This window comes from Conexibacter sp. CPCC 206217 (assembly GCF_030646165.1).
Taxonomy (GTDB): Bacteria; Actinomycetota; Thermoleophilia; order Solirubrobacterales; family Solirubrobacteraceae; genus Conexibacter.
This window is the reverse complement of the sequence record NZ_JAUTDO010000014.1, coordinates 1-15,828: the sequence shown is the minus strand read 5'-3', so window position 1 is coordinate 15,828 and position 15,828 is coordinate 1. Positions and strand designations below refer to the sequence as shown.

The following is a 15,828-nucleotide window of genomic DNA, read 5'->3' as shown; positions in this document are numbered from 1 at the left end:
AAGTGAAGGCTCCGGCACCAAGATGCTGCTCCTACCCGTGGATCAGCCAGCCGTCGGCGTCGCGCGCGGCTTCCATGACGCCCTCGGAGAGCGTCGGGTGACCGTGGACGATGCGCGCGACCTCGGGGTAGCCGCCCTCGAGCGACTTCGCGTTGACGAGCTCCTGGATCAGCTCGGTCGCCTTCGCGCCGATGATGTGGCCGCCGAGCAGCTCGCCGTATCTCTTGTCGCCGATGATCTTCATGACGCCCGCGCGGTCACCGTAGACGGTGCCGGCGCCGACTGCGCCGTACGGCACTCTGCCGACGACGACGTCGTAGCCCGCCTCGCGCGCCTGCGCCTCGGTCAGGCCGAAGCTCGCGACGTTCGGGGTGCAGAACGTCGCGCGCGGGATGTCGATGTACTCGATCGGGTGCGTTCTGATGCCGGCGATGTCCTCGGCGGCGATGATGCCCTCGTCGGACGCCTTGTGCGCGAGCGCGGGGCCCGGCACGATGTCGCCGATCGCCCAGACGCCTCTGACCGACGTGCGCAGCGCGCCGTCGACCTCGATCAGGCCTCTGTCGGTCAGCCTGATGCCGGCCTCGTCGAGCCCGAGCGCGTCGGCATCCGGACCGCGGCCCGCGGCGATGACGAGCCACTCGGCCTCGCCGGCCTCGCCGTTGAACGTGAATCTGACGCTGCTGTCGCCGGTCTCGACGTTCTCCACGAACGTTCTCGTGTGGATCTTCATGCCCTGCTTCTTGAGGCCGCGCTCGGCGAGCTTGGAGATCTCGGCGTCCTCGGTCGGCAGCACGCGGTCGAGGCCCTCGAACAGCGTCACCTCGGTGCCGAGGCGGGCGTACGCGGAGGCGATCTCGGAGCCGGACGCGCCGGCGCCGACGACGACGAGCGTCTTCGGCAGGGACTCCAGCGCCCACGCCTCCTCGGTGCCGATCACGCGGCCGCCGAAGGTCGTGCCGGGGATCGGCCGCTTGATCGACCCGGTCGCCACGATGACGCCCTTGGAGGCCTCGTAGGTCGTGTCGCCGACGACGACCTTGCCATCGGCGGTGACCTTCCCGGTCCCCTCGATGACGTCGATTCTGTTCTTCTTGAAGAGACCGCTGACGCCGCCGGTCATCGTTCTCACGACTCTCTTGCGGCGCTCCTGGACCTTGTCGAAGTCGACGGTGCGGCCGGCCGGGACGTCGATGCCGAACTCCGCGGCCTCGTCGACCTCGGACAGGATGTCAGCCGAGCGCAGGACGACCTTCGCAGGGATGCAGGCGTAGTTGAGGCATCGGCCGCCGATCTGGTCCTTCTCGACGACGGCGGTCCGCAACCCGAGCTGCGCCGCGCGGATCGCCGCGACGTAGCCGCCGGGACCGGACCCAATGACGATGCAGTCATAAGTGTCGGGCATGGTGATTCGAGACTATACGAACGTCCTTTGAAGACGCCGTGCGCCTAGCAGAAGCGCCCGCGGCGGGTCGCGTCAGCGGCGCTGACGGGCCGGGCGGCGCTCACGCAGCGGGGCGTCGCTCGGGCATCTGGATCCGCGCCATCGCGCGGATCAGCTTCCAGAAGAGCCAGCCGCCGAGCCCGATCAGCGCGACGCACAGCAGCGCCGCCCACCAGTTCGAGGCGACCGCCAGCGACAGCGACGCGATCACGATCTGGAACGCCAGCAGCGCCTCGAAGCCGAGCACCGCCCAGTAGCGGACGGTCCACATCCCCCAGGCGGCGAGCAGGAGGATCGCGCTCAGCAGCAGCGCGCCGCCGAGCGACCCCTCGCCGCCGACGCGCGCGCCGGAGAAGTAGCCGATCAGCACGAGCGCGGCCAGCACCACCGAGACGATCGCCGCGACCGTGACCGCCCCGGGCCGCTCGCCCTCCGCCAGCGGCACGAGCGCCGCGCGCGCCTCGGCGTTGCGCCGCTCGGTGCGGCTGGGTCGTCTCTCGCCGGCGACCGGGGCGTCCTGGAGCGCGCCGTCGGCGGTCGCGGGCGGCGCGGCCGCGGGCGAGCCGGCGCGAGCGCGCCGCGGCTTCGCGTCCTCGACCAGCGCGGGCGTGTCGGCGAGCCCGCCGGTCGCGGCGCCCGCGCTGCCGCTGCCGCGCTTGCGTCTACGCTGCTGCGCCACCGGGGACCTCCGCGGGCTCCATCCCTGCACGTAGCGCGCGCGCCGTCGCCTCCGGGTCGCCGGCTTGCGTCAGCGCGCGCACGACGACGGCGCGGCGTGCGCCGGCGGCGACCGCGGCGGGCAGGTTCGTCGCGTCGAGGCCGCCGATCGCGAACCAGGGGATCCGGCGCGGCTCGCCGGCGGCGTGCTCGATCAGCTCCAGCCCGACGGCCGGGCGGCCGGGCTTGGTCGGCGTCGCGTGCACGGGGCCGACGGCGAAGTAGTCGACGTCGTCCTGCGCGGCCGCGTCGACCTGCGCGGGCGTGTGCGTCGAGAGCCCGACGATGCGCTCGTCGCCGACCGCGACGCGCGCCTGCGGCACGCCCATGTCGTCCTGCCCGACGTGGACGCCGTCGGCGCCGGTCGCTTCGACCAGGTCCGGCCGGTCGTTGAGCACGAACAGCGCGTCGTGCGTGCTGGCGGCGGAGCGGAAGACCTCCGCCGCGCGCAGGATCGTCTCCTCGTCGCCGTGCTTGTCGCGCAGCTGGATCAGGTCGACGCCGCCGCGCAGGGCGGCGTCGAGGAAGGCGGCGAGGTCGTGTCCGTCGCCCTGCGAATCGCAGACGAGGTAGAGGCGCGCAGCGGCCAGGCGCGCGCGCCGTTCGGTGCCGGAGGAGAGGGGCATCAGCCCCTCATCTTCGCAGCGACTCGGCCGGCCGTGCTCCACCGCGGCGCGCTCTCACTCCCACGCGCCGCGGGGGACCACGGCAAGCCGCGCCCGGATCAGGCCTGCGCGGCCTGCTCCTGCTCCGCTTCCTTCAAGGCCTTCTGCAGCTCCTTCGCCTCCGCCTTCAGCTCCTTGGAGACGATCTTGTCGGCGCGCTTGACGGCGGCGCGGACGGCCTCCTCGACGGTCGCCTCGCCGACGACGAAGAGGGCGGCCTGGCCCTCGTCGAGCGTCTCGCCCAGCTCCTTCAGCTCCTTGCGCGGCAGCCCGCGCCAGAAGTGGCCGACGAGGCCGCCGAAGGCGCCCCCGGCGAGCGCGGTGCCGATCAGCGACGGCGGCCACAGGATCCCCAGCAGCGCGCCGGCCGCCAGGCCGGTCCAGGCGCCGTGCTGCGTCGGCTTCTCGTGCCGGCGCACGTGCACGTGGTGCTCGCCGTCGCGGTGGATCACCGCCGCGTCGTAGGTCCCGACGAGCCCGGCGGCGTGCAGCTCGCGCACGGCCTCGTAGTCGGCCTGCGCGTCGGCCTCGCGCTCGTACGCGCCGACCAGCACAAACGTCTCGCTCATCTCTCGCTCCAGCAATCGAATTGCATGCGAACAGGTATGTCGGCAGATCGGGGCGAAAGCTGTAGCGCGGACGCCTCAGCCGCAGTGCAGCGACTCGGTCGGCGAGACCGGGATCCGCTGCGTCCGCGTGAGGCCGAGCGTCTCGACCACCAGCACCAGCTCGCGCAGCTCGGCGCGATGGGCACCGGGCGTTCTGCAGGTGCCGGGCGCGAGCCGGACGCGGCCGGTCAGCGAACCCTCCGCCGTCGCCGGCATGCCGGCAGGCGGGAACGGCACGTACATGTCCTCGAACCGGAACGTGCGCCCGCTGTAGTTGTCGAGCTGCACCACGACCGGTGCGCCAGAGGCGACCGGTGTCATCGACAGGACCCGCGTGTCCGCGAAGCTCTCGTTCGAGATCGCGAACGGGACCTCGAACGACGAGCCGTCACCGAAGCTCCAGTGCGGGCCGCCGCCCGGCTGGCGGTCGCCGACCTGGACGTTGAGCGGGTGCAGCGGCCGGTAGGCGATCGTTGCGAGCGTCGGCAGCAGGGCCGCGGTGCCGAGCGCGACCAGAAGAGGCCGCGACGGGCGCCACGCCCCGCGCTGTGGCACGATCGCGAGCTGCCGCACGACCACGAGCAGCACGACGAACGCCCAGAACCCCTGCTGCTGCGACTGCGGCTCGCTGCTGACCGGCGGGGACAGCAGGAACAGCGGGAACGTCACGAGCACGACCGGCGCCAGCCGCAGCTTCCAATCGCTGCGCCACTCGACCATCAACCGCAGGAAGAGCGCGAACAGGACCGCGACGAGCAGCGCCGGGGAAGCGCCGGCGGCGATCGCCCACACGCCGCTCGGCGCCCACGGCCAATCGCGGTTCACCGCCAGCGACATGTCGACGTGCAACGGCGACGTGGCGACCACCACGAGCAGCAAGCCGGCGAGCGTCAGCAGATACGCCAGCAGCAGGTTGCCGATCGTCCACCACCAGCCCGGTCGCTGCGGCTGCCCCTCGTGCGCCGCGGTCGCGGGCACGCCCCCCATCGCGTGATCCATCCGCGAATCGTGACGGAGCGCGAGCTGGCGCGCAACCGCGCTTGCCCGTCCGGGCGCTACCATCGTCGGCACGGGAGCCCATCAGCGGGCTGAGAGGGCGGTGAGCACGCACCGCCGACCGTCACGACCTGATCCGGATAATGCCGGCGCAGGGAAGGAGGCTCGTGCCCCATCGATCGCACCCAACTTTCGACGTCGCCGTCGTCGGCGGCGGCATCATCGGCCTCGCCGTCGCCTGGCGCGCGCAGCAGCGCGGGCTGAGCACGCTCCTGCTGGAGCGCGACGCGCAGGTCGCCCAGCGCGCCACGCACGCGGCCGCGGGAATGCTCGCGCCGGTCAGCGAGGCGCACGTCGCCGAGCGCGAGCTGCTCGCGCTCGGGCTTGCGAGCGCCGCGCGCTATCCGGACTTCGTCGCCGAGCTGGAGCAGGCGACGCCGCTGCCTGCCGGCTTCCTGCGCTGCGGCACGCTCGCCGTCGCGCGCGACCGCGACGAGGCTGAGGCGCTCGACCGCGAGCGCGTCGCACGCGCCGAGATGGGCCTCGCGCTGGAGCGCCTGCTGCCGAGCGAGGCGCGTCGCCGCGAGCCCGGCCTCGCGCCGACGCTGCGGCTCGCGCTCGAAGCCCCCGACGACCACGCGGTCGACCCGCGCACGCTCGCCGCGGCGCTCGCCGACGCGTTTCAGCGCGCGGGCGGGGTGCTGCGCACGGGGGCGGCGGTCGCAAACCTGACGAGCAGCGCCGACAAGGTCACCGGGGTCGAGCTGGAAGATCGAGACCAGCTCCTCGCCGAGCACGTCGTCGTCGCGGCCGGCGCGTGGACGCCGCGGCTCGGCGGCATCCCCGACGCGGCGCGCGTTCCCGTGCGGCCGGTCAAGGGGCAGATCCTGCGGCTGCGCGATCCCGCCGGACCGGGCCTGATCACGCGCGTGCTGCGGATGGACCCCGGCTACCTCGTGCCGCGCGGCGACGGCCGCTACGTGCTCGGCGCGACGATGGAGGACCGCGGCTTCGAGACCGACGTCACGGCCGGCGGCGTGTTCGAGCTGCTGCGCGACGCGACCGAGCTGGTGCCCGGCATCTCGGAGCTGGTGCTGGAGGAGCTGGAGGCGGGTCTGCGGCCCGGCACGCCCGACAACGCGCCGGCGCTCGGCCGCGGCGCGCTCGACGGCCTGCACTGGGCCGCCGGGCACTTTCGCAACGGGATCCTGCTCGCGCCCGTCACCGCCGACCTGCTGCTGGCGTCGCTGACCGGTGAGCCGCTCGGCGAGCTGGCCGCGCCGTTCGCGCCCGACCGCTTCACCGAGACCGACACGACGAAGGAGATCGCCGCATGACCATCCGCCTCAACGGCGAGCCGAAGGAGCTGGCGGAGGGCGCCACGGTCGTCGCCGCGGTCGCGCTGCTCGGCGTCGCGCCGGACGCGCGCGGCGTCGCGGTCGCCGTCGACCAGGAGGTCGTCCCGCGCGGTGCGTGGGAGCGCACGGTGCTGGCCGACGGCGCGCGCGTCGAAATCGTTATGGCGATCCAGGGAGGATGATCATGAGCATCGTCGAGAGAGCCCCGACATTCGCACCCGCGTCCGCGCTCGACGCGGCCGCCGCCGCCGACCCGCTGAGAATCGCCGACCGCACGTTCAGCTCGCGGCTGCTGCTCGGCACCGGCGGCTTCCAGTCGCTGGAGGCGATGGCCGACGCGATCCGCGTCAGCGGCAGCGAGCTGGTGACGGTCGCGCTGCGGCGCGTCGACCCGGCCGCGCGCGGCTCGATCATGGACGTGATCCACGACGCCGGCGTCGACGTGCTGCCGAACACGGCCGGTTGCTACACCGCCCGCGACGCCGTCATGACCGCGCAGCTCGCGCGCGAGGCGTTCGAGACGCACTGGGTCAAGCTCGAGGTGATCGGCGACGACCGCACGCTGCTGCCCGACGCGCCGGAGCTGCTGACGGCCGCCGAGCAGCTCGTCGACGACGGCTTCGTCGTGCTGCCGTACACGACCGACGACCCGATCCTCGCGCGCCGGCTGGAGGACGTCGGCTGCGCGGCGATCATGCCGCTCGGCTCGCCGATCGGCTCCGGGATGGGGATCAACAACCCGTACAACATCGCGATCATCCGCGAGCGGACGCAGCTGCCGGTCGTGCTCGACGCCGGCGTCGGGACCGCCTCCGACGCCGCGCTCGCGATGGAGCTGGGCTGCGACGCGGTGCTGTGCGCGAGCGCGATCTCCCGCGCGCACGACCCGCGCGCGATGGCGGTCGCGATCCGCGGCGCGGTCGCGGCAGGGCGGCTGGCGCGCGCCGCCGGGCGGATCCCGCGGCGGCTGCACGCCGAGGCGTCGACCCCCGACGCGGGGATGCCCGAGTTCGGACTCAGCGCGCCGGCGGCCGATGCCTGACGGGGACGCCGTCGACCGTCGTCCCGCGGACCGTCTGCTGGATGGCTGGGAGGCGGCCTGGTCGGGTCGCGACGCGCAGGCGTTCGCGCCGCTCTGCGACGCCGACGTCCACTACGAGGACCCGCTCACGAAGGGCCCGCTGATCGGCGTCGAGGAGCTGGGCGCACTCGCCCGCAGACTGTGGAGCGGCTTCCCCGACGTGCGCTTGGAGCGTGCCGGCGAGCGGCTCACCGACGGCCGCTACCTGGCCGCGCCGGCGAAGCTCGCCGGCACCCACCGCGAGTCGGTCGACGGGCTGCCCGCGACCGGCCGCTTCGTCGTGATCCACTGCGTCTTCTACTGCGAGCTGCGCGCCGGCAGACTGCTGCGCGTGCGCGCGTTCTACGACCTCTACGAGGCCGCGACGCAGCTCGGCGTGCTGCCCAGACACGGCACGCTCGGCGAGAAGGCGCTGCTGACGCTGCGCGGCTTCGGCCTGCGGGCGCGCGGCTGACGCGCCGCGCCGCGCTCGGGATCGAACGGCTGGTGCGCTGAGCGTTAGGGATCGATCCGCTGGCGCAGCGCCGCTACCCTCGCCGCACCACCTCGCTCGTCGCCTCCAGGAGACCCTCTCGTGCCGCGCCACGGAATCGCCGCCGCCGTCATCGCAGCCGTCGTCTGCTGCTCGATCGGACCTGCCGCCGCCTCGGCCGATCCGCCGTACGACCCGCCGGACCCCGTGCTCGAAGGCCCGCCGCTGCAGCTGCCCGTGCCGCTCTCGCCCGCGATCGGGTCGCTCCCGCTCGGCGCGCCGTTCGGCGAGACGCTGCTGCCGCACGTGGTCGGCGGGGACACGCCGCAGCTCGTCGTGCGCCGCCTCGCGCCGCAGTCCGGCAGCGTGGTCGGGGAGGACGTCACCGTCTCGGACGCGTCGAGCGTCCCAGCGGGCGAGGACGCCGGCGTGGCGTTCGCCTATCGCCAGCGGCAGGCGCCGATCATGACGCCAGCCGCCGTCGCCGCCTCGGCGGACGCGATCGCCGCGACATCGGCCGTCGGCGCTGCGTCCGCGGACGCGACCGCGGAGGAGGCGAACGAGTGGCTCGTCGTCTGGGTCGCGCGCGACGCCGACGGCGAGCGCGTCGTCGGTCGCCGGATCGCGCAGGACGGCGCGCCGCTGGCGCCGCCCGTGACGCTGTCGGAGACGACCCACGAACGGATCGACGAGGTCGCGGTCGTGCACGAGGGATACGGCCGCACCGCGCTCGTCACCTGGCGCGGCGTGCGCGCCGGCGACGCCGGGCGCGCGCAGGTCGTCGTGCAGGGCTGGGATCCGGACCAGGGTCGCATCGCGCCGGAGGCCCTGCAGCTGTCGGACCCGGCCGGCGACGCCGTCGGGTCGCTCGCGATCGAAGGGATGCCGTGGTTCGGCTACCTGGTCGTGTGGCGCGGCAGCGACCCGCCGCTGCTCGGCAGCGACGAGCAGGAGGTGCTGGCGCGGACGCTCGCGCCCGGCGGTGCGCCGACGCGAAACGTGCTGCGCTTGAGCCAGGTCGGGACCGACGGCGACCTTGCCGCACGGCCGCTCGCCGCGACCGTCGGCGACGAGGCCTTCTGGCCGCAGCAGCCGTGGGTATGGGGCGTTGCCTGGACCGAGGCGCCGGGCGATCGCGTCCGCGTGCGCCTGGTCGCCGGTGACGGTTGGCCCTCGTCGCCGCAGACCGTCGGGCCGGTGGCCGCGGGCGAGACGATCGGCAGACTTGCGCTGACGACGTTCCTGAGCGGCAGACAGGGCCTCGCGTACGACGTCGGCGCGGCCGGCGGTCCGCGCCGCGTCGAGCTGCAGCAGCTCACTTCCGACGGCGCGCAGGAGGGATCGCCGCTCACCGTCTCGCAGACGGGCGAGCAGGCGAGCGGGCCAGCCTTCGTCCGGCTCGGCTACACGTGCAGACGGCTGCTCGTCTGGCACGGGGCGGAGCTGGCGGCGGCGCGGCATGTCGACGAGTCGGGCTGCCCGCTGCCCTACCGCTACCCGTTCGGGGAGCCGCCCGTCGTCCCGCCGAGCACGCCGCCGACGCCGCCGCGAGCGCCGCGAGTGCCGAGAAGGATCGCCCCGAGCCCGCGCTTCGCGCTGCGCGACGTGCGGCTGACGCCGCACCGCTTCGCGCTCGGTCAGCGGGCGAACCTGCGGCTGCGCGTGACCGCGCCCGCCGCGATCGCGGTCACGCTGCAGCCGCGTGTCGCGGGCGGCTGGCGCCACCTGCGGCCCGCGCGCGCGACCGTCCGGCGTGTGCACGTGCGCAGAGCCGGCCGCGTCGCGATCGCGATCGGCGGCCGTGATGGCAGCGGCCGGCCGCTGCGCCCGGGCCGCTACCGGCTGCTGGTGCGCGCGTCGTCGGTCGGCGGCCGCGGCGCGAAGCCGAAGCAGGTTGTCGCGCGGGTCCCGTTCACGCTGCTGCCCGGAGAGCGGCGCGGCGCCGGGCGCTGACGGTCACGCCTCGCTCCGCGACGGATCGCTGACCGGTCACGCCCCGCCCAGATCCGTCGCGCGCGGGGGCTCGCCGAGCGTCGCCAGCACCGGCGCATGGTCTGACAGCGCACCGCGTTCCAGCAGCTCGCGCGGGGCCGCGCGCGTGAAGCCGCCCGTCACGTAGACGTGGTCGACGCCGTGGCTCGCGCCGCGCGCGAAGCCGGGCAGCTCGGGATCGCGCACGTTGAGGTCGCCGCCCAGCACGAGCGGTGCGCCGCTCGCCCAGCGCAGCGCCGCGGCGGCCGCGTTCGCGATGTCGCGACGGGCGTTGGCGTCGTGGTGCACGGTCGCGTGCAGGTTCGCGAACCAGCGGCCGTGCTCGTCGCGGACTGCGTGCACGACGCGCCGCTCGGGCCACAGGCAGAGGCGCCGTCGCGCGTGCGCGGTGATCCGCGCGCCGCGCACGAGGATCGCGTTGGCGCCGCCGCCGCCGGACTTGATCAGCTCCGGCCGGCGCTGGGCGATCGCGCGTCGCAGTGGCAGCAGCTGGGTGCGCGACGTCAGCGCGGTCGCCTGCTGGGCCTCGCAGACGGTCGCCAGCAACGGTCCCCACCATGGCGGGACCTCCTGCAGGAGTGCCACATCCCACGACCAGGTGCAAAGTTGATCTGCAAAAAGGTCGAACAGATTGCGATCATGCGGTGGGACGGAGCGTCCGTGGAAGAGGTTCCAGGTCACGACGCGCACGGCCATCGAGTGACCGTACACTGGCGCGCGTGCCGCGCCACTTCCTCACCGGAACGGAACTGAGCAGAGACGAGCTGCTCGCGCTCGTCGATCGCGCGATCGAGCTGAAGGCCGAGCCGCTCTCCTCGCGCGCGCTCGCCGGCAAGAGCGTCGGGCTGATCTTCCAGAAGCCGTCCACGCGCACGCGGCTGTCGTTCGAGGCGGGTGTGTTCGAACTGGGCGGTCATCCGGTCATCCTGCGCCCGGACGAGATGCAGCTGAGCCGCGGCGAACCGGTCCGCGACACCGCCTACGTGCTGTCGCGCCACGTCGCCGCGTTCGGCATCCGCACGCATGCGGACGCGCTTGTGGAGGAGCTGGCCGCGCACGCGAGCGTGCCGGTCTTCAACATGCTCACCGCCGACCATCACCCGTGCCAGGCGCTGGCCGATCTGATGACGCTGAAGGAGGCGTTCGGCGCGCTCGACGGCGTCGTGCTCGCCTACGTCGGCGACGGCAACAACGTCGCCCGCTCGCTCGCGTTGCTGGGCTCGCTCGCGGGCGTGAAGGTGCGCGTCGCCTCGCCGAAGGGCTACCAGCTGGAGCCGACCGCCGACGCCGAGCTGTTCGAAGATCCGTCCAGCGCGGTCGCCGGTGCGCACGCGGTCTATACGGACGTGTGGGTCAGCATGGGCGACGAGGAGACCGCCGCCGCGCGCCGCGCCGCGCTTGCGTCCTACCGCGTCGACGACGCGCTGCTGGACCTCGCCGCGCCCGGTGCGATCGCGCTTCACGATCTGCCCGCGCACCCTGGTGACGAGATCACCGCGGAAGTGCTCTACGGTGCGCGTCAGCGCATCTGGGACCAAGCCGAGAACCGTCGTCACGCACAAAAAGCCCTGCTCGAACTGCTGTTGCGGTAGCTGGTCGACGTGCCGCTGCGGTAGCCTCGCGCCGACCGCCCGTTACATCCTGCTTCTGAGGAGCCGTCATGCCGCAGCCGAAGTCCCCCGCATCGTCCGCCGCTACGAGAAGAGCGACGACGAGCAGACCGGCGGCCGCGAGAGCGACGTCAAGAGCAGCGACGGCCAGCAGAAGACCGGCCGCCGCGAGAGCCGCGACGAGAAGAGCGTCTGCCGCGACGGCCGCCGCGAGAAGAGCACCGGCCGCGAGAAGAGCAGCCGCCGCGATCAGAGCAGCGACAAGTAGAGCGACGACTGCCAGAAGATCGGTCGCGAGTAGACCCGCGGCGGCGAGAAGAACGCCGGCCGCTGCCAGAGCCGTGGCGAGAAGAGCTGCCGCGAGCAGAGCGCCTGCCGCGAGAAGAGCGGCCGCGGCCAGAAGAGCGCCGGCTGCCAGAGCGGCGAGAAGAGCGACCGCCGCGAGAAGAGCACCGGCCGCGAGAGCGGCGAGAAGAGCGGCCGCGGCCAGAAGAGCACCGGCCGCCAGAGCCGCGAGAAGCGCGACTGCCGCGAGCGGCGCCGCAGCGAGAAGAGCGACCGCGAGCAGACCGGCGGCGAGCGCCGCCTCCGCGAGAAGAGCGTCGGCGGCGAGAGCGACGAGAGCCGCGGCGAGAAGAGCGCCGGCCGCCGCGAGAGCCAGCGCCAGAAGAGTGCCCGCGGCGAGAAGAGCTGCGGCCAGAAGACCGGCGGCCAGGAGAGCGGCCGCGAGCAGACCTGCGGCCAGAAGAGCCGCCGCGAGCAGACCTGCGGCGAGAAGAGCGACCGCTGCCAGAACCCCGCCGGCCGGCCCGTCGGCCGCCGCTGCGACGGCTGGCGTCGACGAGGCAGCTGCGAGCGTGAGAGCGGCGAAGGGCGACAGCGACCCGCTCGCGCAGCTCGTCGGCACGTTGCGCGAGCAGTTGTCGGATCGCGTCTTCGAGCCGCTCAACCTCGTGCTGCTCGCCGCGGACAAGATCCAGGGCACGCTCGACGAGGCGGTCGAGAGGGGCCGTGTCACCAGAGGAGACGCGAACGACCTCGTCTCGGAGCTGGTGCGCCGCGGTCGCGAGCAGACCGACGACGTGCTCGGCAACCTCGACGAGCTGCTCGGCAAGGGAATCGATCAGCTCGACGCGCTCTCGCGCAAGCTCGAGGAGAAGAGCGCGAAGGCCCGCCGCGCCGAGGCCGTCGACAAGCTCGCCGCGACCGCCGATAAGGCCCGCAGAGCCGTCGGCAGACTCGGCTGACGACCACGACATCCCGGCGCCCGCCCCGCGGTCGCCGAGCAGTGCTTCAACGACGGCGGCCGAGCGATCGGCCGCCGTTCGCGTTCGTCAGTCCGTCCGGCGGCCTTCGTAGCGCGGCAGGCCGTCGTCCGGGATCGGCTCCCACGGGAGCGCGGAGCCGACCCACTGGCGCCACTGCGGGCGGATGCCGGGGTCGCCGTCGAGCGCGCCCAACCGGACGCCGACGAGCGCGTCGCCGTCGACGCCGCCGGAGAACAGGTGCGAGCCGCACGCGCCGCAGAACGACTTCGCCCACCCGTCCTCGGGCCGCCACGTCCGCACATGCTCCGCACCCTGCACGATCGCGAACGCCGACGACGCCACCGTCCCGCCGATCGACGACCCCGTCCCGGTGCGGCGCTGACAGCGCCGGCAGTGGCAGTAGCCGGCCGACTCGAACGGAGCCGTGACCGCGAACCGCACCGCTCCGCAGTTGCACCCACCCGTCATCGCCATGTCGTCATCACCGCCAACCTCACTCATCGACCCCAACCTAGCGCCCCTCGCACCCGCGGCGCGCGCGACGCTTCACAACCCCAGATCGGCGACCAGCACGGCGAGGTCGAGCTGTTCGCCGGTCAGCGTGTGCAGCAGCTCCTCGGCGCTGAGGCGCTGGCCGTCGGCCCAGAGGCCGCGCAGCAGCTCGCCGGCGGCGGGCGTGGCGAACCAGTCGGGGCCGAAGCGCTGCTCCAGCCAGCGGCGCAGGTGCGTCTCCAACGCCCACGCGCGCAGGTAGGCGGCGACGTAGAAGCCCGGGTCGAGGTCCGCCAGGTAGGTCGCCGACGGCCACGCGACGCCGACCGCGCTCGACAGCGAGCGGGAGTAGACGTCGGCAAGCGCCGCGTCGTCGGGCGGCGCCTCGCCATGCGCGACCGACTCGTACGCGAGCTTGCCGCAGTAGCGGCGCAGGTAGACGAGCCGCGCGGCGCGGGCGTGGACGGCGAGCGGGTCGTCGTCGCGCTCCGCCGCGGTGGAGGCCACGGCCCCGCGTGAGCCAGAGCCTGCCGCACCCGCGCCCGCCGCGGCCCCGCGCCCGCCGCTCCCCACCCCGAGCCGCCGCCGCAGCCAGCGCGGGTCCTCGGTGAGGTGGTCGAAGAGGAACGCGAACGCTTCGGTCACCGCGTTGTCGCCGAGCTGACGGAACTCGAACGGGAGCGCCGGCTCGACGTGGGCGTAGTGCTGCGCGTGGCCGCCCTCGTGCAGCAGTGCGACGTAGTCGTCGCGACCGCCGACCGGCGCCACGACCAGCCGCACGTCCTGCGGCGCGCGGACCGGGACGCAGAAGGCGCGCGGCGACTTGCGCGGCCGCGCCTCGACGTCGAGCGCGATCCGCCCGCCCGCCGTCGGCTCCAGCCCCAGCCCCGCGAGCGTCGCGCCGTACGCCTCCAGCGGCCGCTCTGCCGGAAAGGCGTCGTCGTCGACCCGCGCGCGGAAGAACCACGGCAGGTCGGCGCGCGCGAAGTCGCCGAGACCGACGCCGACCACGCGCGCCAGGGCCGGCTCGACCACGCCCGCGTACGCGGCGTCGGTCGCCGCGAGGAACTGCGCGGTCCCGTCCGACAGCGCCTCCAGGTCGTAGCCCTTCAGCTCGCTGCAGAGCGCGCGGTAGCTCGACCAGCCCAGCTCGCGCACGACGTCGCGCGTGCGCGCGAGCGCCTCACGGTGCAGCGGGTTCAGCTGCGTCTCGGTCGCCTCCAGCCGCACGGCCTCGATCTCCGCCCGGCGCTCGCGCGACGGCTCATTCGCCTGCACGGTGCTCGACTCGCGGAAGCCGAGCATCGTTCCGCCGACGTCGAGCCGCAGCGACGCCTCGCGCTGCGCGATCGCCTCCGCCGCCGGTGCGGTCGCGAGGCCGACGCAGCCCTCGACGGCGAAGTCGAGCAGCATCCGCAGTCGCCGCGCCTCGTCGTCGCGCACGCCCGCCGCGTCGTCGGCGGCGGCGGTCAGCACGCGCAGCGCGTCGACGGCGGCGGGAGCGAACAGCGCCGCGTGACGCGCGTAGATCGCGTCGACCTCGAACCCGTCGCGCAGCCCCGCGTAGTGCGCGTGGTACTCGTCGCCCAGCTCGGCGACGAACGTCTCTGCCTGCACTCGATATGCACCAAGGTCCACGACCCTGCCATCCTAAGCCTCTTCATGAGCACGCCCGACACGACACCACGCAAGAAGCGGCCCGACCGCTTCATCGAGCTGGAGCTGACGATCGACAGCCTCGCCTTCGGCGGCAACGGCGTCGCACGGCACGACGGCTACGTGCTGTTCGTGCAGGGCGCGATCCCCGGCGACAAGGTGCGCGCGAAGGTCACCAAGACCAAGCGCGACTACGGCGAGGCGATAACGCTCGAGGTGCTGCAGCCGAGCCCCGACCGGATCGCGCCGGTCGCGCAGCATCCGGGCGCGCCGTGGCAGATCCTCCCGTACGAGAAGCAGCTGGAGATCAAGACCCAGCAGGTCGACGACGCGCTGCGCCGCATCGGCAAGCTGGCCGGCTTCGAGCTGGAGCCGATCGTGCCGGCGCTGGAGACGTGGCGCTACCGCAACAAGCTCGAATACTCGTTCGGGACCGAGGGCACGGCCGAGAGAGGCGAGCTGATCTTCGGCTTCCACGCGCCCGGCGAGTGGGACAGAATCGTCCAGATCGACGACTGCCTGCTCGCGTCCGAGCGTGGCAACGCGGTCCGCGACCAGGTCCTCAGATTCTGCCGCGAGCAGGGGCTGACGGCGTATGACCGCCGCACCCGCCGCGGCTTCCTGCGCAACTGCGTCGTGCGCGAGGGGCGCCGCACCGGCCAGTTCCAGGTCCGCCTCGTGACGATGCCGGGCGACGATCTCGACCAGGACGCGTTCGCGAAGGCGATCGACTGCGACGGCCTGCTGTGGACGCAGTACGACGGCCTCGGCGAGACGACCACCAGCGGCGACACGACGCTGATCGCCGGCAGAGAGTACTTGGAGGAGGAGCTGAGCGGGATGACGTACCGCGTCTCCCCGCACGCCTTCTTCCAGGTCAACACGGAGATGTCGGAGAAGCTCTACGGGATCGCGACCGACTACGCCGCGCTGGCCGGCTTCGAGCGCCTCTACGACCTCTACTGCGGCATCGGCACCGTCGGCCTGACGATGTCGCCGCGCGCGGGCGAGCTGTGGGGCCTGGAGATCGTCGAGGACGCGATCGCCGACGCGATCAACAACGCGAGGCTGAACGAGATCGACAACGCGCACTTCTTCGCCGGCGACGTCCGCACGGCGCTGAGACTGCTGGTCGACAAGGCCGGCTCGCCCGACGTCGTCGTCGTCGACCCGCCGCGCGCGGGCCTGTCGCAGAAGGTCGTCAGACGGATCATCGACGCGTCGCCCAAGCGGCTCGTCTACATCTCCTGCAACCCGACGACGCTGGCGCCGAACGCGGCCCAGTTCGTCGAGGCCGGCTACGTGCTGCGCAAGGTGCGCCCGGTCGACATGTTCCCGCAGACGCCGCACATCGAGTGCGTGGCGCTGCTCGAGCGCGCGTAGCCGAGCCCGCGCGCGGGCCGCGCCGCTCGCAGCCGACCGCGCGGGCGCGCGCCGCGCGGCACGCGGCTGGGGCGCCGCCGCGCCCA

Annotated in this window: 16 protein-coding genes and 1 riboswitch; of the genes, 8 read left to right on the top strand and 8 right to left on the bottom strand. The window is 73.6% G+C overall.

Annotated elements, in window-relative coordinates; genetic code table 11:
• Window positions 1–31: 31 nt before the first annotated feature.
• The 5 genes from lpdA to Q7L65_RS25540 all read right to left on the bottom strand — a co-directional run bounded on the left by lpdA (window position 32) and on the right by Q7L65_RS25540 (window position 4,433).
• On the bottom strand, window positions 32–1,405 hold the full coding sequence (gene lpdA, locus Q7L65_RS25560) for a dihydrolipoyl dehydrogenase (protein WP_304725964.1): 1,374 nt from the start codon (window positions 1,403–1,405) through the stop codon (window positions 32–34).
• Window positions 1,406–1,505: 100 nt separating this feature from the next.
• Complete coding sequence (locus tag Q7L65_RS25555; protein ID WP_304725962.1) at window positions 1,506–2,123, bottom strand: hypothetical protein; 618 nt, start codon at window positions 2,121–2,123, stop codon at window positions 1,506–1,508.
• Window positions 2,107–2,787, bottom strand: a complete 681-nt coding sequence (gene thiE / locus Q7L65_RS25550; RefSeq protein WP_304725960.1) for a thiamine phosphate synthase — start codon at window positions 2,785–2,787, stop codon at window positions 2,107–2,109. Before thiE ends, Q7L65_RS25555 begins: the two co-directional genes overlap by 17 nt.
• 98 nt (window positions 2,788–2,885) lie before the next feature.
• Window positions 2,886–3,395, bottom strand: a complete 510-nt coding sequence (locus Q7L65_RS25545) for a DUF1269 domain-containing protein (protein ID WP_304725958.1) — start codon at window positions 3,393–3,395, stop codon at window positions 2,886–2,888.
• Between the two features lie 75 nt (window positions 3,396–3,470).
• A complete protein-coding gene (locus Q7L65_RS25540; protein WP_304725955.1) occupies window positions 3,471–4,433 on the bottom strand; it encodes a hypothetical protein in 963 nt (320 codons plus the stop codon).
• A gap of 60 nt (window positions 4,434–4,493) precedes the next feature.
• Window positions 4,494–4,606, top strand: a riboswitch (TPP riboswitch).
• Between Q7L65_RS25540 and thiO the strand changes: the two genes are divergently transcribed.
• The 5 genes from thiO to Q7L65_RS25515 all read left to right on the top strand — a co-directional run bounded on the left by thiO (window position 4,598) and on the right by Q7L65_RS25515 (window position 9,294).
• Complete coding sequence (thiO, locus tag Q7L65_RS25535; protein WP_304725952.1) at window positions 4,598–5,767, top strand: glycine oxidase ThiO; 1,170 nt, start codon at window positions 4,598–4,600, stop codon at window positions 5,765–5,767. It overlaps the preceding riboswitch by 9 nt.
• On the top strand, window positions 5,764–5,970 hold the full coding sequence (gene thiS / locus Q7L65_RS25530) for a sulfur carrier protein ThiS (protein WP_304725949.1): 207 nt from the start codon (window positions 5,764–5,766) through the stop codon (window positions 5,968–5,970). The genes thiO and thiS overlap by 4 nt, the downstream gene beginning before the upstream one ends.
• A 2-nt stretch (window positions 5,971–5,972) precedes the next feature.
• Window positions 5,973–6,830, top strand: a complete 858-nt coding sequence (locus Q7L65_RS25525) for a thiazole synthase (protein ID WP_304725947.1) — start codon at window positions 5,973–5,975, stop codon at window positions 6,828–6,830.
• Window positions 6,823–7,323, top strand: coding sequence for an ester cyclase (locus Q7L65_RS25520; RefSeq protein WP_304725943.1), 501 nt, complete (start codon window positions 6,823–6,825; stop codon window positions 7,321–7,323). Before Q7L65_RS25525 ends, Q7L65_RS25520 begins: the two co-directional genes overlap by 8 nt.
• Window positions 7,324–7,443: 120 nt before the next feature.
• Window positions 7,444–9,294, top strand: coding sequence for a hypothetical protein (locus Q7L65_RS25515; RefSeq protein ID WP_304725942.1), 1,851 nt, complete (start codon window positions 7,444–7,446; stop codon window positions 9,292–9,294).
• A gap of 36 nt (window positions 9,295–9,330) precedes the next feature.
• On the opposite strand, the gene Q7L65_RS25510 is transcribed toward Q7L65_RS25515, so the two are convergent.
• Complete coding sequence (locus tag Q7L65_RS25510) at window positions 9,331–10,029, bottom strand: endonuclease/exonuclease/phosphatase family protein (RefSeq protein ID WP_304725940.1); 699 nt, start codon at window positions 10,027–10,029, stop codon at window positions 9,331–9,333.
• 23 nt (window positions 10,030–10,052) lie between these two features.
• Between Q7L65_RS25510 and argF the strand changes: the two genes are divergently transcribed.
• Both argF and Q7L65_RS25500 read left to right on the top strand, forming a co-directional pair.
• Complete coding sequence (argF, locus tag Q7L65_RS25505; protein WP_304725938.1) at window positions 10,053–10,925, top strand: ornithine carbamoyltransferase; 873 nt, start codon at window positions 10,053–10,055, stop codon at window positions 10,923–10,925.
• A 68-nt stretch (window positions 10,926–10,993) separates the two neighbouring features.
• Window positions 10,994–12,190, top strand: coding sequence for a hypothetical protein (locus Q7L65_RS25500; RefSeq protein ID WP_304725936.1), 1,197 nt, complete (start codon window positions 10,994–10,996; stop codon window positions 12,188–12,190).
• A gap of 87 nt (window positions 12,191–12,277) precedes the next feature.
• Here the strand turns inward: Q7L65_RS25500 and Q7L65_RS25495 are convergent, their stop codons facing one another.
• A complete protein-coding gene (locus Q7L65_RS25495; protein ID WP_304725934.1) occupies window positions 12,278–12,712 on the bottom strand; it encodes a GFA family protein in 435 nt (144 codons plus the stop codon).
• 45 nt (window positions 12,713–12,757) lie between these two features.
• Window positions 12,758–14,341 (bottom strand): hypothetical protein, encoded by a 1,584-nt coding sequence (locus Q7L65_RS25490; protein ID WP_304725931.1) that lies wholly within the window; start codon window positions 14,339–14,341, stop codon window positions 12,758–12,760.
• 24 nt (window positions 14,342–14,365) lie between these two features.
• On the opposite strand from Q7L65_RS25490, the gene rlmD reads away from it, so the two are divergent.
• On the top strand, window positions 14,366–15,742 hold the full coding sequence (gene rlmD, locus Q7L65_RS25485; protein ID WP_304725928.1) for a 23S rRNA (uracil(1939)-C(5))-methyltransferase RlmD: 1,377 nt from the start codon (window positions 14,366–14,368) through the stop codon (window positions 15,740–15,742).
• Window positions 15,743–15,828: the final 86 nt, after the last annotated feature.

Excerpts from the sequence above, each read along its gene's own strand:
- Q7L65_RS25525 (WP_304725947.1), top strand. The coding sequence starts at position 5,973 with ATGAGCATCGTCGAGAGAGCCCCGACATTCGCACCCGCGTCCGCGCTC.
- thiE (WP_304725960.1), bottom strand. The coding sequence starts at position 2,787 with ATGCCCCTCTCCTCCGGCACCGAACGGCGCGCGCGCCTGGCCGCTGCG.
- Q7L65_RS25545 (WP_304725958.1), bottom strand. The coding sequence starts at position 3,395 with ATGAGCGAGACGTTTGTGCTGGTCGGCGCGTACGAGCGCGAGGCCGAC.
- lpdA (WP_304725964.1), bottom strand. The coding sequence starts at position 1,405 with ATGCCCGACACTTATGACTGCATCGTCATTGGGTCCGGTCCCGGCGGC.
- Q7L65_RS25495 (WP_304725934.1), bottom strand. The coding sequence starts at position 12,712 with ATGAGTGAGGTTGGCGGTGATGACGACATGGCGATGACGGGTGGGTGC.
- Q7L65_RS25510 (WP_304725940.1), bottom strand. The coding sequence starts at position 10,029 with ATGGCCGTGCGCGTCGTGACCTGGAACCTCTTCCACGGACGCTCCGTC.
- Q7L65_RS25500 (WP_304725936.1), top strand. The coding sequence starts at position 10,994 with ATGCCGCAGCCGAAGTCCCCCGCATCGTCCGCCGCTACGAGAAGAGCG.
- Q7L65_RS25540 (WP_304725955.1), bottom strand. The coding sequence starts at position 4,433 with ATGGATCACGCGATGGGGGGCGTGCCCGCGACCGCGGCGCACGAGGGG.
- rlmD (WP_304725928.1), top strand. The coding sequence starts at position 14,366 with ATGAGCACGCCCGACACGACACCACGCAAGAAGCGGCCCGACCGCTTC.
- thiS (WP_304725949.1), top strand. The coding sequence starts at position 5,764 with ATGACCATCCGCCTCAACGGCGAGCCGAAGGAGCTGGCGGAGGGCGCC.
- Q7L65_RS25520 (WP_304725943.1), top strand. The coding sequence starts at position 6,823 with ATGCCTGACGGGGACGCCGTCGACCGTCGTCCCGCGGACCGTCTGCTG.